This is a genomic window from Planctomicrobium stercoris, from assembly GCF_051465655.1.
GTDB lineage: Bacteria > Planctomycetota > Planctomycetia > Planctomycetales > Planctomycetaceae > Planctomicrobium.
In genome coordinates this window covers 4,770,709-4,795,192 of record NZ_CP195791.1, presented here as the reverse complement: position 1 = coordinate 4,795,192, position 24,484 = coordinate 4,770,709, and the positions used below count along the sequence as shown (strand labels likewise).

Annotated in this window: 25 protein-coding genes; 4 read left to right on the top strand and 21 right to left on the bottom strand. The window is 56.7% G+C overall.

Translation table 11 applies throughout. The features are described from left to right. Positions 1-480: 480 nt before the first annotated feature. From csrA to SH661x_RS19190, 15 genes are all read right to left on the bottom strand, one after another. A complete protein-coding gene (gene csrA / locus SH661x_RS19260) occupies positions 481-684 on the bottom strand; it encodes a carbon storage regulator CsrA (protein WP_437224945.1) in 204 nt (67 codons plus the stop codon). A 158-nt stretch (positions 685-842) separates the two neighbouring features. Next, positions 843-1,613, bottom strand: coding sequence for a hypothetical protein (locus SH661x_RS19255; protein ID WP_437224943.1), 771 nt, complete (start codon positions 1,611-1,613; stop codon positions 843-845). Positions 1,614-1,678: 65 nt separating this feature from the next. Next, complete coding sequence (locus tag SH661x_RS19250) at positions 1,679-2,038, bottom strand: hypothetical protein (protein ID WP_437224941.1); 360 nt, start codon at positions 2,036-2,038, stop codon at positions 1,679-1,681. Between the two features lie 46 nt (positions 2,039-2,084). Beyond that, entirely contained in the window at positions 2,085-2,354 is a 270-nt protein-coding gene (locus SH661x_RS19245; protein WP_437224938.1) for a hypothetical protein, read from the bottom strand. 317 nt (positions 2,355-2,671) lie between these two features. Beyond that, complete coding sequence (locus tag SH661x_RS19240; protein ID WP_437224936.1) at positions 2,672-3,898, bottom strand: tyrosine-type recombinase/integrase; 1,227 nt, start codon at positions 3,896-3,898, stop codon at positions 2,672-2,674. 339 nt (positions 3,899-4,237) lie between these two features. Beyond that, positions 4,238-4,720, bottom strand: coding sequence for a hypothetical protein (locus SH661x_RS19235; protein ID WP_437224934.1), 483 nt, complete (start codon positions 4,718-4,720; stop codon positions 4,238-4,240). A 112-nt stretch (positions 4,721-4,832) separates the two neighbouring features. Beyond that, on the bottom strand, positions 4,833-5,846 hold the full coding sequence (locus SH661x_RS19230; RefSeq protein WP_437224933.1) for a hypothetical protein: 1,014 nt from the start codon (positions 5,844-5,846) through the stop codon (positions 4,833-4,835). 20 nt (positions 5,847-5,866) lie between these two features. After that, entirely contained in the window at positions 5,867-6,109 is a 243-nt protein-coding gene (locus SH661x_RS19225) for a helix-turn-helix domain-containing protein (protein WP_437224931.1), read from the bottom strand. A gap of 6 nt (positions 6,110-6,115) precedes the next feature. Then, positions 6,116-6,850 carry a helix-turn-helix domain-containing protein gene (locus tag SH661x_RS19220; protein WP_437224929.1) on the bottom strand — a complete coding sequence of 245 codons (735 nt, stop codon included), beginning with the start codon at positions 6,848-6,850 and terminating at the stop codon, positions 6,116-6,118. 268 nt (positions 6,851-7,118) lie between these two features. Beyond that, positions 7,119-7,307: a hypothetical protein gene (locus SH661x_RS19215; protein WP_437224927.1), complete on the bottom strand. Its 189-nt coding sequence runs from the start codon at positions 7,305-7,307 to the stop codon at positions 7,119-7,121. Between the two features lie 35 nt (positions 7,308-7,342). Then, on the bottom strand, positions 7,343-7,744 hold the full coding sequence (locus tag SH661x_RS19210) for a hypothetical protein (RefSeq protein WP_437224925.1): 402 nt from the start codon (positions 7,742-7,744) through the stop codon (positions 7,343-7,345). Between the two features lie 734 nt (positions 7,745-8,478). Beyond that, positions 8,479-9,621, bottom strand: a complete 1,143-nt coding sequence (locus SH661x_RS19205; protein ID WP_437224922.1) for a hypothetical protein — start codon at positions 9,619-9,621, stop codon at positions 8,479-8,481. 397 nt (positions 9,622-10,018) lie between these two features. After that, on the bottom strand, positions 10,019-10,432 hold the full coding sequence (locus SH661x_RS19200) for an FHA domain-containing protein (RefSeq protein ID WP_437224920.1): 414 nt from the start codon (positions 10,430-10,432) through the stop codon (positions 10,019-10,021). A gap of 266 nt (positions 10,433-10,698) precedes the next feature. Then, positions 10,699-12,021 (bottom strand): MFS transporter, encoded by a 1,323-nt coding sequence (locus SH661x_RS19195; RefSeq protein WP_437224917.1) that lies wholly within the window; start codon positions 12,019-12,021, stop codon positions 10,699-10,701. A gap of 87 nt (positions 12,022-12,108) precedes the next feature. Then, positions 12,109-13,344: a lactate racemase domain-containing protein gene (locus SH661x_RS19190; RefSeq protein WP_437224914.1), complete on the bottom strand. Its 1,236-nt coding sequence runs from the start codon at positions 13,342-13,344 to the stop codon at positions 12,109-12,111. A gap of 426 nt (positions 13,345-13,770) precedes the next feature. Between SH661x_RS19190 and SH661x_RS19185 the strand changes: the two genes are divergently transcribed. From SH661x_RS19185 to SH661x_RS19175, 3 genes are all read left to right on the top strand, one after another. After that, positions 13,771-14,391: an RNA polymerase sigma factor gene (locus tag SH661x_RS19185; RefSeq protein ID WP_437224912.1), complete on the top strand. Its 621-nt coding sequence runs from the start codon at positions 13,771-13,773 to the stop codon at positions 14,389-14,391. Between the two features lie 184 nt (positions 14,392-14,575). Then, positions 14,576-15,124 (top strand): PspA/IM30 family protein, encoded by a 549-nt coding sequence (locus tag SH661x_RS19180; RefSeq protein WP_437224909.1) that lies wholly within the window; start codon positions 14,576-14,578, stop codon positions 15,122-15,124. A gap of 85 nt (positions 15,125-15,209) precedes the next feature. Then, positions 15,210-16,574, top strand: a complete 1,365-nt coding sequence (locus SH661x_RS19175) for a pyridoxal phosphate-dependent decarboxylase family protein (RefSeq protein ID WP_437224907.1) — start codon at positions 15,210-15,212, stop codon at positions 16,572-16,574. Between the two features lie 114 nt (positions 16,575-16,688). Here SH661x_RS19175 and SH661x_RS19170 read toward each other — a convergent pair whose 3' ends face one another. The 6 genes from SH661x_RS19170 to SH661x_RS19145 form a co-directional block, all read right to left on the bottom strand. After that, positions 16,689-18,032: an NAD(P)/FAD-dependent oxidoreductase gene (locus SH661x_RS19170; protein ID WP_437224904.1), complete on the bottom strand. Its 1,344-nt coding sequence runs from the start codon at positions 18,030-18,032 to the stop codon at positions 16,689-16,691. Positions 18,033-18,073: 41 nt separating this feature from the next. Next, positions 18,074-19,414, bottom strand: a complete 1,341-nt coding sequence (locus SH661x_RS19165) for a voltage-gated chloride channel family protein (RefSeq protein ID WP_437224902.1) — start codon at positions 19,412-19,414, stop codon at positions 18,074-18,076. Between the two features lies 1 nt (position 19,415). Further along, a complete protein-coding gene (locus SH661x_RS19160; RefSeq protein WP_437224899.1) occupies positions 19,416-19,757 on the bottom strand; it encodes a putative signal transducing protein in 342 nt (113 codons plus the stop codon). A 62-nt stretch (positions 19,758-19,819) separates the two neighbouring features. Beyond that, positions 19,820-21,736, bottom strand: coding sequence for a cytochrome b N-terminal domain-containing protein (locus tag SH661x_RS19155; protein WP_437224896.1), 1,917 nt, complete (start codon positions 21,734-21,736; stop codon positions 19,820-19,822). 145 nt (positions 21,737-21,881) lie between these two features. Then, entirely contained in the window at positions 21,882-22,457 is a 576-nt protein-coding gene (locus SH661x_RS19150; protein WP_437224893.1) for a ubiquinol-cytochrome c reductase iron-sulfur subunit, read from the bottom strand. Between the two features lie 126 nt (positions 22,458-22,583). Beyond that, entirely contained in the window at positions 22,584-23,585 is a 1,002-nt protein-coding gene (locus SH661x_RS19145; RefSeq protein WP_437224891.1) for a DHH family phosphoesterase, read from the bottom strand. A 154-nt stretch (positions 23,586-23,739) separates the two neighbouring features. Between SH661x_RS19145 and bioD the strand changes: the two genes are divergently transcribed. Beyond that, entirely contained in the window at positions 23,740-24,444 is a 705-nt protein-coding gene (gene bioD, locus SH661x_RS19140) for a dethiobiotin synthase (RefSeq protein ID WP_437224889.1), read from the top strand. Positions 24,445-24,484 lie beyond the last annotated feature (40 nt).

Below are 24,484 nucleotides of genomic sequence, written 5' to 3'. Positions count from 1 at the left end.
TGGGATGGACCCACTGTCCACTGGGATTGTGCGTCTGCCTCCTCCGCGTCGTTTCCGGCGTTGCTGATCTGGTGCCGGGCGGTCACCGAAGATCACCTGCCAGTTGATCGACAGCTGCAGCCTGGGATGTCCTTTTCCATCGGTGTCATTCCAGACGGTAATGATCCGAAGCTGGTTCTCGAGGCAGTCGATCGCACGGCGGACAGTTTTCACGCAGACGCGTGCGCAATCCGCAATCGTGTCGAGAGAGGGCCAGGCGGTCTCCTGCTCTCGCTGATGATCGTCAATGACTCGAAGTATGGACATCAAAGTTCGTCTCGCGACGGGCTGCCCCAATCCCACCAGACGGTTGGGCAATGGGTAACTGTTGAGGGCTCGCAGTTGTGCACCGCGATCCCAATCAATAGGCGTTTGGCCGGGAAGCGATTCCCGCTTTCTGCGTGTGCGTCGTGCAGATCGCATTCATCATCCCTGACGAAGTTATGCTGCTGAGGATGTCGCCTCGGCGTCTTCCTTGCTTTGTAAATCCTTCAGCGCGGAGTAAATCTCCTCGCGATAAATTGCGATGTTCTTTGGAGCTTCAATGCCGATTCGCACCTTATCTCCACGAACCTCCTGGATTCGGATCACGATCGAATCCCCGATCATGATGCGCTCACCCCGCTTGCGTGATAGCGTTAACATTCCGTGTACTCCTGCTCCTGGCCGACAGCATGCCGGAAGAATTGATAGGTTTCCGATCCATATCGGAAACAATGGCCACCACGGGATTCGAACCCGCTCTCCAGAGTCCTCGGTAGGACGCTGGCCCCGCCCACTGCGAGAAGGCAGCCAAGTCAGCGTTAAGGGACGCCGACAAAGATCGGTGTTTCTTCGAAGCTCTGCTTCAGGGTTGCGACGATTGCGAGTTGTGCCATTTGCTTCGCTTCATCGAGTTGTCCCGGATGCGGCTCGATCTTGAGAACTTCCTCCATCGGATTCGAAAAGAGCGTACACATCACGATGACGTTGACATCCACTTCCTCACTGAATGCGGGGAAAGGATGAAATTCAAACGAGACAGTTTCTGGTAACGCTGTCTCTCCGGTCACTTGAGCGGCAACGCTTTTTCCCATGCCAGCCGTCGTTGCGGAGATCTTTCCCGTTGTTTCCGCCTGGGAAGCAAACTTCAAACTCTTCAGCGCATCCAGCGTTTGCGGGGGATCGATTGTGCAATCACAGAGATCGTGACGAAGAAAGTCCACAATCTCCTGCTGACACTTCCATCCGGATTTCTCGAGCTTCGAGAACGCGACATGAGGTTCCAGCTTCATCGTGACCCGGGAATCACGTCGGCTTGCATTGTCGTGATCGAGCACCACGACGATCTGCGACATGGAAACCCAGATTGAATATCGTTCAGTCACTCCGAACAACTTGGCCGCTTCCACCAGGCTGGACAAGGTTCCAACCTGATGCAATCGCGGTGTCGGTGATTTGGTTTGAAAATCGATGTCCTTTTTTCCTGGAACGTAGAGGGCGACACGATCATTGTCGCTCAGCTCCGGAATCACCTTTGGGTGATCCGCATTGCGAGTCAGCATCGCCAGCTTGTCGATAGCATCTGAAATCATGAGTAACTCCATTTAAAACAAACTTTGAAAGTGGAGACCAACAAAACCGAATCCGACTGCGGGAATTACTCCGCCTCTTCCTCCCCAGCGAAATCAAACTCGTTTTGCCCTGGAGCAGTGCGGGTGATCGCAGAGCTGGGATCGAACTGGATGAACCCGCGTTGCATTGCCGGGACCAGCACACACTCCCGAGCCTCTTTGTTCGGAATGTTGTCTTTGATCCGAACTTTGGCGACGATCGTGTCCAGGTCGCGGTCACTGCAACGTGGCTCGAACGTCATTTCGAGCGTGAGTTTGCGAGCCTTTTTCAGCGCGGGCCGATCGTCCAGATCGTTCAGGATTCGGCGAAGTGCCTGATCAAACATCACCTGAACAGATCCGCCGTCGTAGTCAGCCAGATTGGCCAGTTTCAAGTCCTTCGACACATCACACCTCCTTTGTTGATCCTGATTCAAAACCGAATTGCACGAACTACAACGCATCACCAACAGCGGAGGCCGCTGCTACCAGGGCGACGTCCTCGGGGACAAACGTCTGAAGTGATTTCTGAACGGATTGCAGCGTCACCTTGAATTGCGTGGGCAGTCGCTCCGAAACACCGGAGACATGCAGGGCTGTCAGCAGCGCAAACAGCTGCGGACGCGTGAAAGCGATCGTGCAAGGCTTCTGGTCCGGATCATTCGCCCAGGCGACGGCATCAGAGAGCATCTGGTTTGCCATAATCTTGGTTGCCTGAGTCATGATGCCTTTACCCCTCAGAAAACAAACCGGCTGCCGTTCGCATTCGCCGACACCCCCCTGAAAGTCAGAGCGAGGAACACCCTCACTCAGCGGAACGGCAGCCGGTCAACACTTCCCCGCCCCACAGGGGGAACGCACACGAAAATAAGATGAGGGGCGCGGCTGCACGTGCGGGCCGATGACAGCAGCCGCGCCCTCAGTTGCACGCGCAGAGACGGGCCAGACCCCGCGCGTTGCACTCGGTGTGAGAAACCCCCTGGGGCCTTCCCTCCCCAGGGGGGACAAAGAACTGTCAGTTCCCGCACCTGCGGGCCGGCTCAGTGGAGAACTGACAGGAAAGCTTGTGGTTGCGGCGCTGCCATGACCGTCTGAATGACAGCCTCCGTTGGGTTGTCGTAAAAATCCGCAGCGAGTTTCGTCCCGGAGCGATCGCTCCCCTGACCGATGATCCAGCTGCCAACGCCCCCCTGCATTCCTGCGAGACGTACATTGTTGAGCCGAGTGCAGCACGTGGCCCGGCAGACCTGCCAAGGCTTCTCGTGAGCAGGGACGCCTGCCTGCTTCATCAAACTCTTGATGAGTGTGTTTCGACGGCGGGCTGCATGGCTCTTCTCGGGATCCTTGTTGCGATCGATGGGCGTCGAGAGCCGGGGGAACAGCAGTCCGCTCGGATCGAACAGATGCTCCCCCTTTAGGCGATCGAGGTGAGCAACGACAACCGGATGCAGAGGGATGCCGTGCTTCTTTCCCGTCTTGATCGCTCTGAACCTCAGTCGTGGCGGATCCTCGGAGGATCGGATGTTTTTGTCCCAGCGAGTCTGAAAGAGATCGACAGCGCGTGGTCCGCAGTTGCAGCACAGGACCAAAGCCGCCTGAATGTCCGGATGGCTGTGAGCAGCCTGATACAGACGATTCAATTCTTCCTCGCTCCAGACGGTAGCGAGGTCCTCTTCGATATCGTCGAAATCTTCGAGATCGAGCGGCTTGGACTGTGGTGCAGACTCGAGAGCCCCAATCTCCACCGCGAAGTTGAAGATCTTCAGCAGGTGGTTGCGGGTACTCTTGATCGAGTCGGGAGCGTACTTCGCGGACATCGCTGCAAAGAACTGATCGAGCCAGCCCCCCTGGATGTACCCGATGGGCATTCCCTTCCAGCTGGTGGGCCAGCCAGTCGGCTTGGCTGAGGTCTCCCAAGCCACCCAGCGATTGAGCGCCTGACGCTCCTTGCTGAGCGTACCCCCCTTCACTGCTCCGGACTGTTTTTCGGTCGCCCGATAGGGAGCCATGAACTCCGCGTAAAATTCGGGCAGCGTCAATTGCTCGCGAATTCGTGCAAGGTCCTGCCGAGAAACCTTTTGAGGCCCCGTTCTGTGCTGGTCGGCAAGCTGCTGGAAGAGGTTCGCGGGGGCGACACCAGGATGCATAGTCCTGGTGTCGGCGGTTCGCCCCCGGGGGGATTCCGGATCCTCCTCCTGGGGTCCCTCTGGCATCCAGAGCTTGAGTGCGGGACCGCCCTGATCGGACGGAAATGGCAGCTGAGCCATGGGCCTCCCCCTCAGTTGCAGCAGAGGCAGTTGAATCGCTGAGAGTTGAGTCGGGTCCAGAACAAGCTTGCAGTCGAGTGAGATCGCGGACATGGAAAGGCAATACTGATCGGCAACGCTGCACAGCGCGTCGATCCATCGGCGTCCTCCGCACTCGCAGCACTGATGTCTTCATTCGCGGCCCCATACCGCATTCCAAGTCAGCCGCCCTGCAGCCGACGTTCGACACCTGTCTGTTTCGCAATATCATGCCCGCCACTCCCGCACTTGTGTCAATTTGTCTATGCGTGTTTCCCGGCAGGTTTCAAGAGCCGGGGAAACACCTACGCATCTTCCGGGTCAGATCGAATCTGCCACATGCGCCGCCTGCAGGATCAATCTCCAAGCGCCCGCCTTGCCGTCGAGCTTCGGAATCAAATTGGCTTCGATCTCAACCGTGAACCCTTGAACGAGCAGGCTCGCGATCAGACGCGGCCCAAGCTGGCGAAACGTGCGACCGTCAACGAGCAGAAAACCTTCCTGCCATTCGCGAGCAGGAGCGAGATTCTGCTGTGCCATCTCACGATGTTCCGGCGCGAAGAGTCCACACCAGCCATCAACGAAGGCAGTCTGCGCTGCCATGGATGGAAACCGCAGTTCATACAGGTCTCGCCCATCGGCCAGCAGCTTCGATGTCGAGAGGATCCGCACCGGAGAAACTGCGGAAAGTAACAATCGCTGTTCGCTGCGAGCTGCTGTCGGACGCAGATCGATGACGTCTTCGGCTTTGAGAGGGCTGGCGAACAAGGTCGCTGCAGCCAGGGGCATCACAAACCGTCGCATGTGCACCTCCAAGAGAAAGGAGGCCGGCGTGTGAGTCACCAAAAAGAAAACGCCGGCCGTTCACTGCTGAACGTCGGCGAGTTTACTGTGATTACAGTTACTGTCAAGCCAGTTACTTAGATTTCCAAACCGGCTCACCAACTGCTTTTCCCTTTTCATACTTTTGTTCTGTCCAGAATGTTTGATCATCATTGCCGTAGATGATCTCAATCCCGTCCCTTCGTCCTCGCCAATACTTTGTGATCCGCTTTTTTCCAAACGTCTCTGTTCCGTCCTTTCGCCCGTACGCAATATCTGTCGTCTGGTCACCCTTAACCCACACTCCATGCTTCACAGTGGTCCCATCTTCATGCAGAAATAGGAGTCCGGAAACTGGATCATCCACCATAAAGATGCCGTCATGCTCCGCGAACACTCTCTGCCCCCAGCGATTCGGAATTGCTCCGCCGCCTGCGTCCTTCCGCACAACGATGTCAGGTGGAACATGTGGTTCGTAGGCGGTTTTCCACGGCTCTTCACGATGTTGCGCAAACGTCGCTTCGAGTTCTGAGAACGCATTTTTCGTGCTCTCGTTTGCGGCTATGGTTTCACCGCCAAGAGAAAGATGTGCGATATCTATAATGTCTCCGAGTAAGTTCACCTGCGCCTTAACTTCTTTTCGTAGAGGCACCCCGTACTGATTTTGCGCATCAACGAAGTACGAAAACCAAGCACCAAGATCTGGCGGGGCTGAATCACGCAAGTATTTAACTTCGATGTCGGATGAGAATTCAGCAGTTTTAGGAGCGATCAAATTTTCAAGTACGATTCTGTTGATCTCGCGAACTGCATCTTGCTCGAACGACTCCTCCGCTGTTTTCTGGAGCGGGTGAGGTTCGGATACGGCGATTACAGCAGGGAGTGGAGTCTTGGGTTTATGGGTTAAAAGAAAACCCAAAGTGGCGACTGCGCACAGCAAAGCTGGAAAAATGATGAGAGTCTTGGATTTTCCACGGAGGGGGTTAATCCGTGAAGGCACCACCACCGAAGTGCCGCATGAAGGGCAGGAGAAATTCCGGCCACGAGACTTTTCCAGAGCGTGCAGTTTTTGCCCGCAGCGACAATGAAACGTAAGGCGTTCACTCATTGGCCCGCACACCCTGAGAATCAAACGTGAGCTTCTAGCCGCTCCTCGATCGGGATTTCGTCAATGAGCCAGGATGCTGGGACGTCGAGCCCTTTGGCAAAAAGTTCCAACACATCGAACCCCGGAGAGATTCTGCCATGAATGTAATCATTCACGAGCTGTGGCTGGCGATCGATCTTTCTGGCAAAAGATGATTGATTCAAACCACGTGCTTTAATGCACGAAACCAAGTTGCGACAAAAATAAATGTGTATCACTTCCATGGCCTCCTAGTATACGCCGCTTTTCATTGGAGTCGAGACAGCGGGGGTCCGTTCGTTGGCCGGCTCTCTGATAACCCGGAAAAATCTCTCGCAAGGCATGTACTCATCGAGCCCTGGTAAAAGGCAGATGGACTCATCTCTTTCGCCTTCCGAGTTTGGTTTTCGCTCATGGATAAACTCGAAGTACTCGTCAGCTGTCCAACGGCGAATCAATCCACGGTCTTCAAGTTCATCGAGCAGATGAACGACGTCGCAGGCGTCTTCTGGCAAGAGCATTGACTTGATCAGCGCAGGACGTTCGGGAAAGAATCCGCCGGCACCAACCGTTGATCGAATTGACAAAAGAAGAATGCGAGAGAGAGGGCTGCACTTGCTCCATTGGTCAAGCACGAAGAGGTCCAAGAGGTCGTTTCGCTCAAGGGTTTCGAGATCCTTTCGAGCCAAGGCGTCGCATGACTGACAGAGAAACAGCTCTGCTACTGGATTCTCGCAAACTGCGCATATTCGACTCGTGGACTCTCGGTCGTCGTCGATGGGATTAAGAAGCTCGCAGGGATGTTGTAGCCCCAAAGCTTTTGAAAACCGTTCGACAACGTCCAAACCCGGGCAGGTAATTCCCTTCAAGTATTTGCGAACATACTGAGGGTCAACACCCATTTCACGAGCAAGATCACTCTGATTCCAATGGAGATCATCCATTGCAGATTGCAGATTCTGCTGAAAACAGGTTTGGAGTATCACCTACTTGGCCTCCTGGGATATCCTGTCCGCGTGAACGGTCGAGAACGCGGGCCAAACTCTTTTTTGCGAAGGAACGCAGGGATGAACGAGACGTCTGATCCGCTGATTGAACAATTGAAGTTGGTTGCCTCGGGTGAGATCACCGATCTCGCGACGGTGCGGCAAATCTCCGTGGAAGCGCATGCCGAAGTCGAACGACGATTCACTGCGTGCCAACGCCTGCGTGAGCAAATGGCAAGAACCGCAGAGGCTTTCATGACTGGGGAATTCATTGAGTCCATTTCCCCGCCTGCCCATTAAGTTCACGCTCAATCAATCGGAGTCGAAGTGCCAAGGCTTCGACGAGTTGAACCATCTTCAACTCGCGAGCTGACAAATCTGCGCCGGTGCGGAGATCGCAAAGGAGCCCCGCGAGTTCTTCCGCAGACTTCTCTTCAAGACGGTGTGTCGTTTTCATTTGATCTCCTGAAATCTTCGGAGAGTGATTTTTTGTCAGGTGTGATCCTTTGGCGTGACAGCGTTCGAAATCTGCAGAACGGTCTCCTGTAGTTCGGTCACCTGTTCCTGAAGTTCCTGGAGGAGATCAATCGTTCGCTCGCGAACTGGACGGATGACATCACCGGAATCTTCATCGATGAGATCCACGGTTATTCGAAACCGGCGCTGCATGTACTCGAACTCGGTCGTCCCATCGATCATGCTTTCGATCGCGCCGAGGTCGAAATAGCCGTGGGGAGAGTTTGCGGAGAACTGAACCATCTGCGAGATCATCTCACGCACTGCATCCAAGCTACGGATCTGAGGAATTCCGGGGGCAAAGTGACCCGGGAACTCGATGAGGTTGTCATCGCCAGGGTCTTCAAAATCCTCGTACTCGCCGTTCTCAGAAGCCATGCAGACTCCATCCTGAGCGTCGGACTCAGAGTTCCATTCGTATGGGTTGTGCGGAAAAAGCGTGCATCTCAACTTTGTCTGCCACCAGGATTTTCAATCCTGTGCTCTACCAACTGAGCTACCTGGCCAGAAGGGGGAAAAGGAATTTCTAACGGGGGCGCGAATACAAATCAAGCCAGCTGTTTGACGAAGCGACACTCAATTGTCGAATCTGCAGGACATCCCCTCATCCGTTGAAGTTCGCTTGTACGTTTACTGATGGCTGGCGTGGTTCTTTCCACCTGGCCTCGACACGCTGTTCCGCCGTAGCAACTGCAGAAATGCAGGTGGATTGCGCGTGGACCGGCGTGGTCAGGACGTGAGACTCGAATGCCGGGAGAATGGAAGACAGCACCGCTCATGCGGATTCTGCGGGCCATTTCCCGGCCTGCAAACTTTCGGTTCGATCGAGACTTTCAGGGGCGCGACAGACCGACGGGAAACTTGCGGCAGCACGCGAGACAAACTGTCTGATCGCCAAAGATGAACTTAGCCCCTGTCTCAGGGGAATGTGGCGGCGATTCAGGGAGATTTGTCGTTCGAAAGCTGTGTTGATCGCCGCCGGAACGCCACACTTGCGGGAGATTCGCTGCTAGAGCGGTTTTGCAAATCATCTATTACGTTCCGCAGGCGATCATATGGACTCTCATGCGGTGAAAATCCTGAATCGCCTGCACATGATAGACCAAACTGGTCTAGGGTCTCGCAGGCTTGCTGAGGGGGGGCCCTCCCGGACGGGTCGGGTAACCCGGATTCTGCTTTTTCACTGGTGTGATATTGGCTGAGGGAGGCTCGGGCGTGGGGTCAACCGTCCCTTCGATCTGCACAGCGATTTCCACAATGTCGTACATGTCAGTCTGAAACTTGATGACGTCCGAAAATTGGCCAGGTGCCTGAGGGGTCACGGTCAGTTCCACCAGATGCCGCTGCTCGGGGTATTCATTGACCTGCACGTCAACGTAGGGAGGAAGCAGCGCGGGGTCACAGCGGAGCCGGAACATGCTGTCTTCCATGCTGGTCAGAAGAATCCGACGTGATCGGGTTCCGCCGATCCCCATTTTCCCGAAGTTCACCCGATTCGGGAATGCGACCGCGCGGCGGGCATGGATCATCAGTCCACCTTGCGATTGTGCGAGGGAAGACTCTTTCCCCTCAGGGCAGGTCACCTGGAATTTGAAGGGCTCGGGCGGAACCGGGGGATCCGCAGGGAGGTCGATCTGCGCGGTGGCGATCCAGGTCTGTCGCCACAGGTCTTCGGCAAGCAGGACTGCGGGGCCATCTTTCAAGACGCGCAGGATCTTCATCGACTCCGGAAGTTGTGAGAACTCCGGCTCAGGCGACTTGTCATCTTTTCCGCGAAAGACATGCTCCACTTTCAGGATCTGTTCCTGCGAAAGCGACTGATGAGGATTGACGTCCACGGTGATGACGCTGGGAGTGAGGCGAAGATCGGAGTAGACCTGCAATCGGCATTTGACGTGGACCTGCTGTGATTTGCCGTCCGGTAGCAGCACTCCCAGATCGGCGGTGTAGCTTTTTTCGGTCTGGCTGTCTGCGGGTTGAAACTGGAGAAAGACTTCGCGAGTCTCACGGCCCGGGACGGAAAACGTCGTCCCGTTCTCCATGCGTTTGCCGTCCAGGGTGACGCCGTAACAGGCACAGCCTGTCCTGATCAACTTCACATCGCGGGCTTTGGAACCGGGGTTGATGATCTTGATGGGGCAGCGGCCCAGTTCCATGCGATCGTCCGCTGAGAGAATCTCACTCACCAGAAGGGGTGGAGCTTCGATCACGGAGTCAATTTTCAGCGGGAGTCGGCCGCTGCAGCCGAGCGTCATCAGCAGAATCAGTCCAGCTGGGACGAGGACAATTCTCCGGCGAGATCCAGGACCTCGGAGACGATGATGAATGAACATGGCCGCTCTGTTGGAAGTGCAGAAACCGAGACCGGTGTGCCCTGAGATGAACCGTTCTATCCTAACTGGAATTCGTGCAGGGGCAATGAACGGGCTGAAAACGCAGGTTTACCGGCACCGACAGCGGTCGAAGGAATGCGGCGGCAGTTCAGTGAGAATGGGTTCGAAAGCTGTGTTTCTCGCCGCTAGAGCGGTTTTGCCAATAATCTATTACGTTCCGCAGGCGATCATATGGACTTTCATGCGGTGAAAATCCTGAATCGCCTGCACATGATAGACCAAACTGGTCTAGAACGACACACTTTCGTGAGACAGGGCCTCAGCGGAGGCCGTCCCCTTGCTCGACGAACTCGAAGCCACTGTTGTGCCCTTCGTCTTCCAGATCCGGGAAACGCAGCAGCTCTTCGGTTCGGGCGGAACTTGGCGTGGGGGAGACGAGTACCTGACTGGGGCCGAGATGGACCCGGAATTTTGCTCCGGCAAAGCTGAGTTCATCTCCCGGCAGCAGGGCTCCGCGAGTGACCCGCTGGCCGTTCACTTTTGTGCCGTTTGTGCTTCCCAGATCACGGATGAACAAAAGTCCATCAGTGCGGGCAATGGCACAATGCAGTTTTGAGACGCTGGTATTTCCGAGCAGAATATCGCACAAGCCCTTCTTCCGGCCCACGAGTGTCACGTCGCGGGTGATGGAGATCGGCTGACTTCCGTCAACAGGGATAAGCTGTGCGATCATGGAGCGACTGATTAAGAACGGATGTTCAATTGAGCCGGAGACTCAGCATAAATTCTCCCGCTCATCTGTGGGCTGTCAAGATGAGTGATTCGGAACCTTCTTCGGAACATTGGGAAATTCCGGAAAAAGACCTGTCATTGGCATTTTTCCGCCCCATCGCATGAGGTCTCCAGTTCATGTTCTGGTCGACTGCGAGGAGACTTGCGGTTTTGATGATTGAACTGATTTCGCGTGTGAAAACGCGGGACTTTCTGAAAAGGACTCGTCTAGTGGCCTTCAACGGCCCCCACTGCCGCACTCTCCGATTCGTGGTGAGGAATGTAGGACTTCAGTGCTTCAGATTTAGGGCGGTAAAACAAAATAATCGGCAGGAAGAAGACCGCTCCTGCTGCAAACAGCAAATTCAACGGAAGATTGAACTTGATAATCATCGGCTTGAGGACCAGCAGGAGCACACCCGAGAAATAGATTCCGACCCAGTTTGCCAGACTCATTGCTCCGATCACGCGGCCTTTATGCTCTTCGGGGGCCCGGGCCTGAATCAAAACCTGGAGTGGAACGTTGTAGATCCCGGCGCAGATCCCCAGCCAGACGAGCGTGGATGAGGTGCCCCAGACCCCCAGCAGCGTGCCGTTCAAAGGCCCCGGCAATGCCAGCGCGACCAGCCCGAGAAACATTCCAAAACTTCCGAACCGGACCAGCGTGGCATTGAACATGCCGTGCGAGAAGAGCATTCCGACCACGCAACCAACGGCGATCCCCATTCCGGTTCCCGCTGCCATGTAACTGGTGATTTCCTTATCCAGATTCAACTGGCTCATTCCCACGTCGTTAATCGCCTGTGGGTAAACCATTCCCCCGGTCGCCCAGAAGGCGGAGGTCGCCAGCAGCGCCGCAAGCAACCGCCGGTCCGAGAAAATCACCTTGCGGGTATCGACATTCAGGATGAGGTCGGACGGGTTGAATTTCATCCGGGGTTTGGCTGCCGGAGTGGGATGAATCATCAGCGAAGTCAGGAAGCCGACGCCGGCAATGCACATGCAGATCAGCGTGACGATCCATGGTTCGTGGACCCGCTCGGCCGCGATGCCCGCTGCCGCGATCCCCAGGATGATCGCCACAAACATGCTCAGCTGGAATAACCCGTTCACTTTGGGAAGCTGGTTCTCCGTGAACAGTTCCGGCAACAGACCGTACTTGGCCGGGGCGTACAGCGTGCTGTGGATTCCGAGCAGGAACAGCACGAAGAACATCAGTCCCCAGTGATTCGTATGGAACGCCACCATCGCCAGCAGCATGATGCCGATTTCGGCGAGCTTGGAGACGACAATGATGGTTCGCTTGCTGAAACGGTCGGCAAGAAAGCCGCAGTAACCTGAAAAGAGGATAAACGGCAGCGAGAAAACAATCGTCGCCAGAGCCTGATTCTTCCACGTACCCGGCGTTTCCTTCTCCATCATCACGCAGGAGAGCATGACGGTCTGCTTGTAGAAGTTGTCGTTGAAGACAGCCAGAAACTGGGTGAGCGTCATCCCCCAGAAGGAACGATCACGGTAAATCGAAGGAGTTGCGCTCTCCACGGAATTCATAGCCAATCCGAAAATTGAAACGGCGACATCAGGGTCAACGTGTTAATTCAGTCCAGGTTCCCCACGACGGGGGGCCACCATTGGAACTTAAATCCCGCTTTGAAGATAGACATGCTGAGCGCCTTCAATGATGGCGGTCAGATCTTCCGATTCCAGCAACCTCCGGACTTCGTTTTCGTTCTCCAGGGGAAGCATGAATAAATCGGAGACGACGTTGGGGTCCAGCTGACTCAGCAAGGAGACATTCGCCCAGTCGGTCGCTGCTGCAATTCGTGTGGCAGCAAGCAGATCGGGCGTCTGTGACTGTCGGATCTGCTGAATGGCGTCGCGCGGTTCCCGGACCGATTTCAATATCTCCAGACCCGGCCCGGGTGGGGTGTTCAGCTGGGAGAGGATCACGATTCGACCGTTCCTCTCCACGAGACGCCGTCCGACGTTGGCGGCTGCTGCCACCTGATCCCAGCTGTGTCCGGCGCCGTCCTGTGGAACGGTGACCAGCACCAGCTCGGCGCGTTCCTCGGAACGAACGTCCCAGATCCTTTTCAATGACTTGCGAACGCTCCGCAACACGCTGTCGCTCTGGCCAGCAATGACGGCATGTGGGTCCGTTCCCCCCGAGGGAAGTACGGCAATGGACAGCTGCAGGCCGGTTAGCCATCCAATCTCGTCGACCGCCTGTCGCAGCGGACGCGCATCTTCCGGGCGGAGTTCTTCATGTCCCTGCCCTTGAATCTTCTGAATGGCCTCCAGTTCGGACAGCCCGGGATACAGGCTGCTGGATGTTCCCCGGACCCCCAGGACGGGATCAAACCCGGCCGGACCGATGGTGACGACCACATCCGCATCGGTGACAAGGCGGGACAGGTAAATTCGTTCGTTTCCAGCGGTGGTTGCCAGATAGGCACAGCTTCCCGAGACGGTCGGGTCATGCCGGGTCAACGTCACTTGTTCCCGAACTGCTTCCGGAAGTGCCCTGCGGGGATCGATCCCGTCCACCGGCTTCCAGACTGCAGGTTGGAGGAATGTCAGGTCCGAAGGATTGACCCCCGCCTGATCCATCTTTTTCCACAGCGCCAGACAGATCAGGTCGGCAGCAGGAGTGTCGACATCGATGACGACGACAGGGCGATCGCCGGGGACAAACGCCCGCTCCAGTTCCGGAAAATCGAGAGGATGTTCAAGTGCCTGTTCGATCGCCTGTTGAGGATCGGGAAGGCTCGACGGGGCGTGATGATGGAAGAGGATCTGTCGCTCAAGAAGTTCCACCTGGAAACTTCCACTGCGTCCATACTTCAGTTGCAGGGGAATGACTTCTTCAGACATGCTGGCTGGAATTCTTCAATGGACGAAAACGGGTCGTCGTTTCAAATCGGGTGAACAATAAAATTTACCACGGAGGCACGGTGACACGGAGAGACGCCACGCTGCTGCGTCAACCTGTCGCCATTCCTGACACGTCAGAGGATAGGAAAATTGTCAGGATCAACCGAAGAATGACTCCATCTGCAGCTGATTCAAGGCGGTTTGCGAACGACACTGAAATAGCGATGCCGTTCTTTCTCTCCGTGCCTCAGTGTTCTCCGTGGTGAATTTCATCTCATCTGACAACAAAGACTGTCAAGATCTTCAATTGTCTGCAACTTCGCCCTGTTTACTCGCGGGAAATGACTGTGATCGCATATATTTCAGGTGACCGCAATCCACTCGTGTGAATCTTGATTCCTCTTTCCTCAGATCACGTGCATCCTGATGAGTGACGACGAACTCATGATCCGGCTGCAGGCGGGTGAAGATCAGGTCTTCAGCCAGATCGTCGATCGATATCAGGCGATGCTGATTGGTTTCTTCATGCGGAACACCCGCGATCTGCAGCTCTCCGAGGATCTGGCCCAGGAGACGCTCCTGAAAGTTTATAATCAGGCCTGGGATTACCTTCCGCTGGGACGCTTTCGTGGCTGGATGTTTCGGATTGGCCGCAATCTTCTGATCGATGATGTGCGCCGTCGCTCGAACGACGCGCTGGTCCGCACCATCAGCCAGAACTCAGCGGAGGAACAGGACGCCATGAATCGGATGGCGGGTGAAGTTGTTCCCCCGGAGCAGAAGATGGAACAATCCGAGTTCACTCAAATGATTGACGATATCCTGGCGGAGATTCCCGAGGATCAACGACAGACCTTTACTCTTCATTATTACTCGGACTTGAGTCTGCAGGAAGTGGCGGAAATCACAGAAGTCTCACCCGCGACTGCCAAGAGTCGTCTCCGGCTGGCGAAGGAAAAACTGGCGGAAAAGCTCCGGTCGCGCGGTATGGAACCCCGAAGTGTGTATGATTCCAGTCATGAGCGAATAAATTCGGGTTCAAATTGATCCGCCGTCCAGGAATTCGCGTTCTCCCTGAATCGGGTCAAAATCGTCAGTCAAATGGAATGTTTACAACTGTTTTTCAATTTGGGTGTCCAGACACACGAGCAAACCGCCTCCGGTTTCACTGAAGTCTGAAAACAGGAATGTCTCCCGCGAGCCGCTGGAGTGTTCAGGAGTTGAATTGAACATGGCTTATTTCAGCCGATTGACCGATATCGTGACCTGCAATCTGAGTTCGCTGCTGGCGCGAAATCAAAATTGCGTGAAGTTTCTCGAGGGGATCATTCACGAAATGCAGGAAGGAGTCGCCGGAGCCCAGCGATGTGTCGGGACTGCCATTGCGAATGTGACCCGGCTGGAATCGGAAATTGGCGAACAACGTCTCGCCGTGCGGGACTGGATCAACAGAGCCCAGACGGCATTGCGCAGAAACGACGAGTCCCAGGCGAGGCTGGCACTGGAACGCAAACACGAAGTCGAAGACCTGATTGCCGGACTCGAGCAGCAGCTGCAGGCCGCCATGGCCACTCGTGATCATCTCGGGACCATGCTCAGCGCCCTGCAGGCACGCCTCGCTGACGCACTCCGACGTCTCGAAGAACTCCGGTCGGGAGAAGCCGAAAACGGTTCGACACAAACTTCGGAAGTTGTCTCGAAAGTCAAGGTCTGTGAAGTTCACCGCAGCCGAGTCGATTCGGAACTCGAAGAACTTCGCAAGCAGATGCAGCTCGACTGAAGTCCGGATGCTCAATTGATGTCGAGCTGCAACGCCGAATGCAGGTTTCAATATTCTTCTTCATTTCGATCATTGAGTCCTTCTGATGTTGCTGACTCCTGATCACCTCGAACTGCTGCAGCAGTGCCGGGATCTGCTCGCTTCGGGGTTCAAGCATCTTCCTCCTGTCAGCGAACAGCCGGTCAGTCCTGAAATGACGTCCGTACTCGAACGGACTGCGATGCGGCTGCAGGACAACTTCCCGTATCCGCATCCGTTCTATCTCGGACAGATGCTTCGTCCGCCGCATCCGGTCGCCTGTCTGGCGTACACGCTGGCCATGACGATCAATCCGAATAACCACGCACATGACGGCGGCCGCGCGACATCCGCGATGGAACTGGAAGTCATCTCGCGGATGGCGGCGATGTGCGGATGGACCTCACACCTGGGCCATCTGTGCAGCGGCGGCACGGTTGCGAATTTCGAAGCCCTGTGGGTCGCGCGTGAACTCACGGGGGGACAGGGTGTCGTCGCTTCATCGCAGGCCCACTACACACATGAACGCCTTTCCCGCGTGCTGCAGGTTCCATTTCACGCTGTGCGGGTCGATGCGGCCGGGCGCATGGACTTGCAGCATCTGGAAGAACTTCTCAAGTGTGGTGACATTGGAACTGTGGTCGCCACGCTGGGGACGACGGGACTGGGAGCGGTTGATCCGCTGGATGAACTTCTGGAACTGCGAAACCGATATGCGTTTCGACTCCACGTCGATGCTGCTTACGGCGGCTACTTTCGACTCGCATCGAATCTGAGCGAGTCTACGGCCCGCGCGTTCGAAGCCATGTCGCAGGCCGATTCCATTGTGATCGACCCTCATAAGCACGGGCTGCAACCCTACGGATGCGGCTGTGTCCTCTTTCGCGACCGGAGCGTCGCTGCGATCTACCATCACGAGTCGCCGTACACGTACTTCACCTCGGACGACCTGCATCTGGGGGAAATTTCGCTGGAATGTTCTCGGGCTGGAGCCGCAGCGGCCGCGCTCTGGGCGACGATGGAATTGTTCCCGCTGACGGCGACCGGGGAATTCGCCCGGGATCTGCATCGCTGCCGCGATGCGGCCTTGTTGCTGCATGAGTGGATCGCTTCACAGCCAGTCTTCGTTCCTGTCGTCAGTCCAGAACTCGATCTAGTGGTCTGGGTGGTGAAGGCCGAGACGAGTTCGCAGTCGAGCTTATTGGCCAGAGAATTCTTCGATGCCGCTCAGGCAAGCAACGTTCATCTTGCCCTGCTGACGCTGCCACGCACGTTCCTCGAACATCTGAACGCTGTCGCTCACTGGGACAGCGACACCGTGACCTGCCTGAGGGCCTGCACGATGAAACCAGAGCATCTGGAATGGATGCCGAGAATCCTCGAGCAGTTACAGGCAACCGTTTCAAAAGTCTTCGCGACCGCGAAAGCTTGAAGCTGATAAAACTGGATCAAAGCCCGCAGCGTGAGCAAGGGCATGGAGTCGATTCTCATTTGAAAAATGCACTCGCTCACGCTTCGTGCTTTGGCAGATCATTCATTGAGCTTTTCAGGAAGTCGAACGGTCGTACGAACTGTTTGGCGATTGATTTTCCTGGGGCGCAGTAGTCGATTCGCCGGTGATCAAGCGGGCGGATCGGTCATTCGTGAGGAAGTTCCACGCCCACTGGATCAGCACGAGCAGGCGGTTTCGAAATCCGGTGATATACATCAGGTGGACCAGCAGCCAGAGGACCCACGCAAAGAAGCCGGACAGCTTGAACCAGCCGAAATCGGCCACCGCGGACCACTTCCCGATCGTGGCGAGATTCCCTTTATCGTGATACCGGAAAACCGGGAGTGGGCCGCCACGCAGGCGGGCAGCAATCAGCCGGGCAACATACTGACCCTGTTGAATGGCCACCGGAGCAACCCCCGGCAGCGGGCGTTCTCCCTGATGATGATAAGTCGCCAGATCTCCAATGACGAAAATCTCCGGATGACCGGGCAGGCTCAGATCAGGCTCCACTTGAACCCGCCCTGATCGATCCAGTTTGGCCCCGGTGGCCTCTGCGATCTGTCGTCCCAGCGGGGCAGCCTGTACTCCGGCTGCCCAGAGCACCGTTTTCGTTGTGATGATTTCGTCTTTGTCTCCCACTTTGACGAGGACATGGTCAGGCTGGATATCGATCACCTTTGCGTGGGCCCGGACCTGCACGCCGCGGCGTTCCAGAAACTCTTTCGCATGGTTCGACAGCTCGGGGGGAAAGGGAGTAAGAATTCGATCTGCCCCTTCCACCAGAATGATCTGCGAATCCGCCGGGTTGATTTGGCGAAAATCATCTTTCAGGCTGAGCCTCGAGATGTCGGCGAGCGCCCCAGCCAGCTCGACACCTGTTGCTCCACCGCCGACGATGACAAATGTCAGCAGGCGCCGGCGTACCTCTGGATCTGGTTCGTTCTCTGCTTCTTCGAACGCTGTCAGGATGCGGGTCCGGATCTGGGTGGCGTCTTCGACGGTCTTGAGTCCCGGTGCCAGCGGTTCCCAGTCATTGCGTCCGAAGTAGCTGTGCGTCGAGCCCGCAGCGACGACCAGTGTGTCATAACGGACCTGAGCATCATCTGTGAAAACGATTCTCGCTTCAGGGTCGATGCGATGAACCTCCCCCAGCAGCACCTGACAGTTCTTCTGCCGGGAGAAGACATGCCGTAGCGGGGAGGCGATGTTCGCTGGCGAGAGGGCTCCGCCTGCCACCTGATACAGCAGCGGCTGAAAGAGGTGGAAGTTGCGTTTGTCGATCAACTTCACCTGAACCGGTGCATGCTTGAGGCCGCGGACCGTGTTGAGGCCACCGAAGCCCCCGCCAATGACGACGACCTGATGGGATGTGCGACTCTGTGGAGGATGTGTCATGGGGATATCTTAATGCAGATCCAGCCAGAGGGGAGTAAATTTTACCCTTCACTCTTCTTCCGGACCTCGTGCAGTTTCTGGAGTCCGCCGGGTTGGACATGGCCGGAATTCAGGGTTTCAACTCTCTGGGAGGAGTAGATCCCGGATTGCCCGCTGGCGAGATAGGCCGTCAGGCAGGCGATCATGAAATAGAGCAGATGCTCGCTCCCGAACAGCTCGACTGCCATCACGGTGCAGGCGATTGGAGTATTCGTCGCACCTGCAAAAACCGCGACAAAACCCAGGGCAGCGAACAGGTCAACCGGGACTCCAAGGTGGACTGCCAGGATGTTTCCGGCCGTCGCTCCGATGAAGAAGAGCGGCGTCACTTCGCCCCCTTTGAAGCCGCTTCCCAGAGTGATCGCGGTGAAGAGAATCTTCCAGAACCAGCTGAAGGAGTGTGCTCCGCCCGGCTGAAATGCACTGACGATCGTCACAGCGTGTTCATCGGGGGAGGTGACCCCCAGCCCGAGATAGTCCCGGGTCCCGAGCAGCTGAACCAGTGCGATGACGATCGTGCCGCCGATGACCGGTCTGAGAATCGGCCAGCGGATCCACGATTTGAACAGTCGCCCCAGACCATGAGTCAGTTCGGCGAATATCAGGCTGAGCAGTCCGAACGCTAGACCTGCCAAAACGGTACAGAACACGGTCCAGGGGACCAGCGGTGCCAGATGAAGTGACGACCCTTTCGGCAGAACACTGGCGATGAAGTACGGGGTGTGTTGAATTCCCCAGGCAGTGCATGTCTGGTCGCTGACGATGCTGGCCACCAGGCACGGGAGACTGGCGATGGAATGCATCCGGCCGACGACGAGGACTTCCATCGCGAAGATCATCCCGGCGACCGGAGTGCCGAAGACCCCCCCAAAGCCGGCAGCGATCCCCGCCATCAGCAGACATCGGACATCCTGCTCGCTCAGCCCGGGAATGAGGCGAGTCAATCCGCTGGCGAAGCTCCCTCCCATTTGCACAGCAGTCCCTTCCCGCCCTGCCGAGCCCCCGAACAGATGGGTGATGATCGTGCCGATCAGGACCAGAGGAGCCATGCGCCACGGGACTCCGCCGCCGGGCTCATGGATCTCATCGATGATCAGGTTGTTGCCCGCTTCAACGGAACGTCCCCAGCGGTGATACATCCATCCGATGGCTGCTCCGGCAATCGGCAGGAGATACAACAGCCACGGGTTCTGAAATCTCAACACCGTGACGACATCGAGCAGCCAGAGAAAGAGAGCGCAGGCCGACCCCGTGATGATCCCCACAGGCACCGCCAGTGCGATCCACTTGAGCATTGATCGGCCGATGGTCGCGTGATGATGGAGGTGCGAGGACAGAGACATCTCAGTCGTTCCCTGGTCGTGGGAATTCGCATTTCCAGCAGAAATTGAACGCGGAACCGTTCTCTTCGTCACAACGGGGGCAAGTCCATTCCTGATGGACTTCGCCGCCGGCGTTCTGTTCCTGAAAATGCTGCCGAATCAGCGAGGAGGCACGTTCGGAATCGGCTGCCATGACCCAGACGCGTGGAGCGACTGCCAGATAAGGGAGTTCGCCGACGGCATTCTGCAGCGTCGCGTTGACGACCTGGGCACGGATCCCCTCCGCCTGCAGAGCTTGTGCAATCAACGTTGCCTCAGCAACGGTCCGGGCGATGTGCACTTCTCGCAGTTCGGAGTTTTTCAATCACATCTCCCGGAGCCGGGCTGCCGTAAATTCGGAATCTGACGACCGTCGAATGCGGAACGTTATTCCTTCACGGGGTCCGAGGGAAGGTAGTACTTGCCCGACAGCCAGCGGCTGAGCATTTCGAGGTCGTGTGGCTGCAACTGATCCCGGAATGCGGGCATGGCGTTGTTGCCGCTGGACCCGGCGTAATGCGCCTGAGGATCGCTGATAAAGGCGCTGAGCCAGGCGGTGCTGCCGTAGCCTGTCAGAACGGGGAAGAGATCTTCGGACAGTGCAGTCTCTTCGGGAACGTTCTTTCCGTCGAAGACGGTGAGTGCCCGCATGCTGTGGCAGTTGGTACAGGCGTCGATGGTCCCCGAAGCGAGCTTGCCGTCAGCGAAGATCTGCTTGCCTCGCTGAACCTTCGGATCGTTCGGGGAGAGTGCATCGCGGCGCTCACTCTGAGCGTACAGGAACTCGACCAGTGCTTCGAAATCTTCCGCGTTGGCGGGGTCTTTCAGAGTGGGGCCATGCGATGACGACCAGTCGGCCATGGAGCCCTCGATGATCGCTTTGGCGGGTTCCGCCAGATCGCCCGTCATGTTTGCCAGTGGAGCAAAGACGGTCGAGAAGTCTGTGAGTACCGAGCGGATCCATTCGCGGGAGCCGAAGCCGACCTTCAGACGATGATGCGGATCGGCGAGTGCGGGGGCCACGGGAACTTCCTTGAACTTCCAGCCTTCAGATGGCTGATGGCAGGTGATGCAGTAGGTTTCAAAGAGACGCGGCCCCTGGGTGAGTGGGTCATAGGCGAGGAGTGTTGCGGCTCCCTGCGGGGGAATTCCGGTCGGCGACAGAGCCAGTTCGACCACCCGCTCCCCATCTTCATGAGCAGATTTGACGGCAGCCCGGAAGTCGATTCCCGACTGCGACTTTGAATACCAGTCGTCGTAGTACGCCACGCTGGTGAGCACACCGGCGATTCCCAGCAGCGTCCACATGTAAGCGACGTTGAAGCGGTGTCCCCAGCGGAAATAGGCGATCAACGGCATCAGGATGATGACCGTCATGGCGATGCCCGGAACGACGATCGCTCCAAAGGCTTCACCTAGATGTGTTGTTTCCCCCATCTGGCTGACCCAGGGGAAGCTCAGGAACTTGAAAAGGAACAGGTAGTACCATTCGGGTCGGGCGGCATTGTACGCTTCGGCCGGGTTGGCGGGGGCAGTCAATTCGGCGCCGCGCCAGTACCAGGTCGCAGTGAGGATCGCTGCCAGGACCGCGAGACAGGCGACCGCATCTTTGAGAATCTGATCCGGCCAGAACATTCCGTCCTCGCGGGTCGGATGCTTGATGGCGTGAATCCCGTGGCGACGGAAGACGTAGATGTGCAGTCCCAGAAACGCGATCAGCAGTGCCGGCAAAATTCCGGCATGTAGTGCGAAGAAGCGGGTGAGGGTCTGATTACCGTATTGATTCCCACCCTGAATCAATTCCTGAATGGACGGTCCGACAACCGGGGCGGACCCCATGATCTCGGTGGCGACCTGCGTCGCGTAATAGCCCTTCTGATCCCAGGGGAGCAGATACCCCGTCAGACCCAGGAACAGGACGATCTGCATCAGAATCAGACCGAGCCAGAAGTTCACCTCGCGCGGCGCACGATATGCGCCGTCTATGACGACCTGCATCATGTGGAGGATGAGCAGGATGATCATCGCCTGTGCGGCGAAGTGATGGATCCCGCGGATGATCCAGCCCATCAGCATGTAATGCTGAATGTAGAAGACGCTTTCCCAGGCGGTCGTCGAGCTGGGGCTGTACGACATCCATAGGCAGATGCCGGTGATCATCTGCAGCATGAAGGTGAAGACGAGCGTGCTTCCCCAGACATACCGCCAGCGGGCTCCCCCGGGAATCGGCTCGAACAAAGCCTCTTTCAGGAGGTCCCGGTAACCGGTGCGATGATCCAGCCAATTGAGCAACTTCTGCATCATGGATGTCCGAACAAAGGAGCGGTAAGAAATTCGCTATTCTGAGAAGTGGACCAGGCATTTCTGCCGGCTCGAAATTTCTTCAGTCTGAAAGTTTCAGGCAGACAGGAAAGTCTGTTTCACCTGATCATTCAGCACTGATTCGCCACTAAACGGGGATCTGAGCTTCCCGTCCGGCGCGGAAGTTCTGGAACTTCACCCAGACTTCATCTTCGTTGCGGATCTCGACATCCAGATGGTCCAGATTCCGTGGAGGAATCTGATTGCTTCGATCGCCGTTGATGGAGAACGAACTGGCGTGGCAGGGGCACAGGAAGTCATCCTTGTCAGGACGGAACGTCACCGTGCACCCCAGATGGGGACAGCGGGCATTCAGGCAGGTCAGCTGACCGTCCTCTTCTTTCCGCACATACACCGCGCCCAGCGAGGTGGATGGGTACGTTGTCCAGGCATCCTTCTTCACGCCGAACACCTGAAAGAACTGCGGATCGCCGCCCGCTTTGAGTCCCCCGGTCGTTCCGACAAGGCGATATCCATCGTCGCCGGCAGCGGCTGTGGATTTCTTCTTCAGCAGCGGTGTGAAGATGAACGCAATTGCAGCTGCGCCCGGGACGATGGCAGTGATTGTTCCAATGACGAACGCGGCCGCTTCGACAATGAAACGCCGCCTGACGAGAGGGTCTTTGTGCTCTGGGGACGGATGTGAAGGTTGCTCTCCGGACATCTCAGCACCTCTGGGCTAAAAATAATGACGTCTGGCGACGCCGATCTTTCTGACAGCGTTCGCGATTTCGATTGGAATCAAGGGGTCTCAGGCGGGGACTTGCAGGGCAAGCCGGTCAAACTGGCATCAATTCGTGGCGGGAAAATCTTGCAGCTGTGTTTCGAAAGCTTCAATCAGTGTCTGCTGCGCCGACAGGATCGGACCGGGAAGCATGACCCCGGCCGCCTGTCGATGGCCTCCTCCGCCGAACTGCTCAGCAACTGCTGCCACGCTGACGCGAGACCGACTTCGCAGGCTCCCTTTTACTCTTCCATCAGGCTGCTCCACGAGAATGAATGCTGCTTCCGTCCCTTCGATGGTCAGGCATTCATTCACGAGTTCTTCGGTGTCCGTGGGGAGTGCCCCGGTGTCGATGAAGTCCTGCCGGGTGACGATCGTATGCGCCACTCGGGAACCGCAACTCAAGGCGACCCGACCTAAGACAACTGAATGCAACTTCAAGCGGGCCAATGAGGACCGCTCATACAACTCCCGGTATAATAGATGTGGCTGGACACCGTGGTCAACCAGCCGTGCCGCCGCCTGAAGTGTGCGCGAATCGACATTCGAGAATCGGTACCAGCCGGTATCGGTCGCAATTGCAGCGAACAGTGCCGTCGCCTGATCGATTTCGAAGCGTCCCCCACTGGCTTCGATGAATTCCGTGATCAGCACCCCTGCGGCCGCTGCCGAAACGTCTTTGAACAGCTCAGCTCCTAAGTCATCGGAACTCAAGTGATGATCGATGACAACCTTTTTGGCGCTCGTCTTTCGCAGGACATCCGAGATCTCAGGCAGCTGCTGCCAGGCACTGGTGTCCACCACGATATGCACGTCGGTATCGCACGCGGATTCGACACTGACAGGGCCGCCGATTTTCTGAATGAGTCCCTGGGGATCCAGAAACTTCAGATGTGCAGGGGTCGGTGAAGGATTGATGATGCGGACCTGCTTGCCGAGCTGTTGCAGGTGGGCAGCGAGTCCCAGTTCCGAGCCGATCGCGTCCGCATCCGGGCGGACGTGACTGGAAATGACGAACCGCTCGTGAGCGTCAATCAAATCGATGAGCGGTTGCCAGTGGATCGGCATTGGGTTCACCCGACTATTGCTGAGAAATTCCGCACGTGTTAACACACTGAAGAGTTGCAGACCCTTGAAGTTGCAACAATTGCAGAATGTAACTCTCCGGCCCGCTCGATGCCATCCGCCGCCCCACAGAATTCAGACTGATCACATAAGCCGCATGCACGGACTCTTCATCACCGGAACCGACACCGGAGTCGGCAAAACCTATCTGACCTGCCTGCTCGCCCGGCGACTGGCGCAGCGGGGACTTTCTGTGGGAGTCTACAAGCCTGCTTGTTCGGGGGCCGACGAAGAGGGCCAAAGCTGGCCGGATCTGGATCGACTCTCGCAGGCGATTGACGGCCGGTTCCCTCTGGACTGGATCTGCCCGCAGGCGTTTCTCGCTCCGCTGGCCCCTCCGGCTGCCGCTCGACTGGAAGGAAAATCGGTCGATTCGCAGCTGCTGAGGTCGGGCGTCGACCGCTGGAAAGGGGCAGTTGATGTCCTGCTTGTGGAAGGAGTGGGAGGATGGATGTGCCCCCTCACCGACTCCGAGACCATTGCTGACCTGGCCAGGGATCTGCGGTTTCCGGTTCTGACGGTTGCAGCCAATCGTCTGGGGATGATCAGTCAGACGTTGCTGACGCTGCAGGCTGTCAAATTTTCCGGACTGCCGACCGCTGGAGCAGTTGTCAATCAGGCAGACTCCGGGGATGATGGAACATCTGACAGTAATATGCGACTTTTGAGACAATTGTCGAACGTTCCCCTCTTTGGACCCGTTTCCTGGAATGCAGCGGGCACTGAGAGGAGTGTCGAATTGATCGATGAGATCCTCGGACACTGCGCGAGAGCAGGTGACCTGCCTGCGGTGCCCAACTGACGGGTGGCGTGACGTCTCCTCCATACAATGCGTTGCTGAG

Coding starts and splice junctions, on each gene's coding strand:
- csrA (WP_437224945.1), bottom strand. CDS start 684: ATGTTAACGCTATCACGCAAGCGGGGTGAGCGCATCATGATCGGGGAT.
- SH661x_RS19255 (WP_437224943.1), bottom strand. CDS start 1,613: ATGATTTCAGATGCTATCGACAAGCTGGCGATGCTGACTCGCAATGCG.
- SH661x_RS19245 (WP_437224938.1), bottom strand. CDS start 2,354: ATGACTCAGGCAACCAAGATTATGGCAAACCAGATGCTCTCTGATGCC.
- SH661x_RS19240 (WP_437224936.1), bottom strand. CDS start 3,898: ATGGCTCAGCTGCCATTTCCGTCCGATCAGGGCGGTCCCGCACTCAAG.
- SH661x_RS19235 (WP_437224934.1), bottom strand. CDS start 4,720: ATGCGACGGTTTGTGATGCCCCTGGCTGCAGCGACCTTGTTCGCCAGC.
- SH661x_RS19230 (WP_437224933.1), bottom strand. CDS start 5,846: ATGAGTGAACGCCTTACGTTTCATTGTCGCTGCGGGCAAAAACTGCAC.
- SH661x_RS19225 (WP_437224931.1), bottom strand. CDS start 6,109: ATGGAAGTGATACACATTTATTTTTGTCGCAACTTGGTTTCGTGCATT.
- SH661x_RS19215 (WP_437224927.1), bottom strand. CDS start 7,307: ATGAAAACGACACACCGTCTTGAAGAGAAGTCTGCGGAAGAACTCGCG.
- SH661x_RS19210 (WP_437224925.1), bottom strand. CDS start 7,744: ATGGCTTCTGAGAACGGCGAGTACGAGGATTTTGAAGACCCTGGCGAT.
- SH661x_RS19205 (WP_437224922.1), bottom strand. CDS start 9,621: ATGACGCTCGGCTGCAGCGGCCGACTCCCGCTGAAAATTGACTCCGTG.
- SH661x_RS19200 (WP_437224920.1), bottom strand. CDS start 10,432: ATGATCGCACAGCTTATCCCTGTTGACGGAAGTCAGCCGATCTCCATC.
- SH661x_RS19195 (WP_437224917.1), bottom strand. CDS start 12,021: ATGAATTCCGTGGAGAGCGCAACTCCTTCGATTTACCGTGATCGTTCC.
- SH661x_RS19190 (WP_437224914.1), bottom strand. CDS start 13,344: ATGTCTGAAGAAGTCATTCCCCTGCAACTGAAGTATGGACGCAGTGGA.
- SH661x_RS19185 (WP_437224912.1), top strand. CDS start 13,771: ATGAGTGACGACGAACTCATGATCCGGCTGCAGGCGGGTGAAGATCAG.
- SH661x_RS19180 (WP_437224909.1), top strand. CDS start 14,576: ATGGCTTATTTCAGCCGATTGACCGATATCGTGACCTGCAATCTGAGT.
- SH661x_RS19175 (WP_437224907.1), top strand. CDS start 15,210: ATGTTGCTGACTCCTGATCACCTCGAACTGCTGCAGCAGTGCCGGGAT.
- SH661x_RS19170 (WP_437224904.1), bottom strand. CDS start 18,032: ATGACACATCCTCCACAGAGTCGCACATCCCATCAGGTCGTCGTCATT.
- SH661x_RS19165 (WP_437224902.1), bottom strand. CDS start 19,414: ATGTCTCTGTCCTCGCACCTCCATCATCACGCGACCATCGGCCGATCA.
- SH661x_RS19155 (WP_437224896.1), bottom strand. CDS start 21,736: ATGATGCAGAAGTTGCTCAATTGGCTGGATCATCGCACCGGTTACCGG.
- SH661x_RS19150 (WP_437224893.1), bottom strand. CDS start 22,457: ATGTCCGGAGAGCAACCTTCACATCCGTCCCCAGAGCACAAAGACCCT.
- SH661x_RS19145 (WP_437224891.1), bottom strand. CDS start 23,585: ATGCCGATCCACTGGCAACCGCTCATCGATTTGATTGACGCTCACGAG.
- bioD (WP_437224889.1), top strand. CDS start 23,740: ATGCACGGACTCTTCATCACCGGAACCGACACCGGAGTCGGCAAAACC.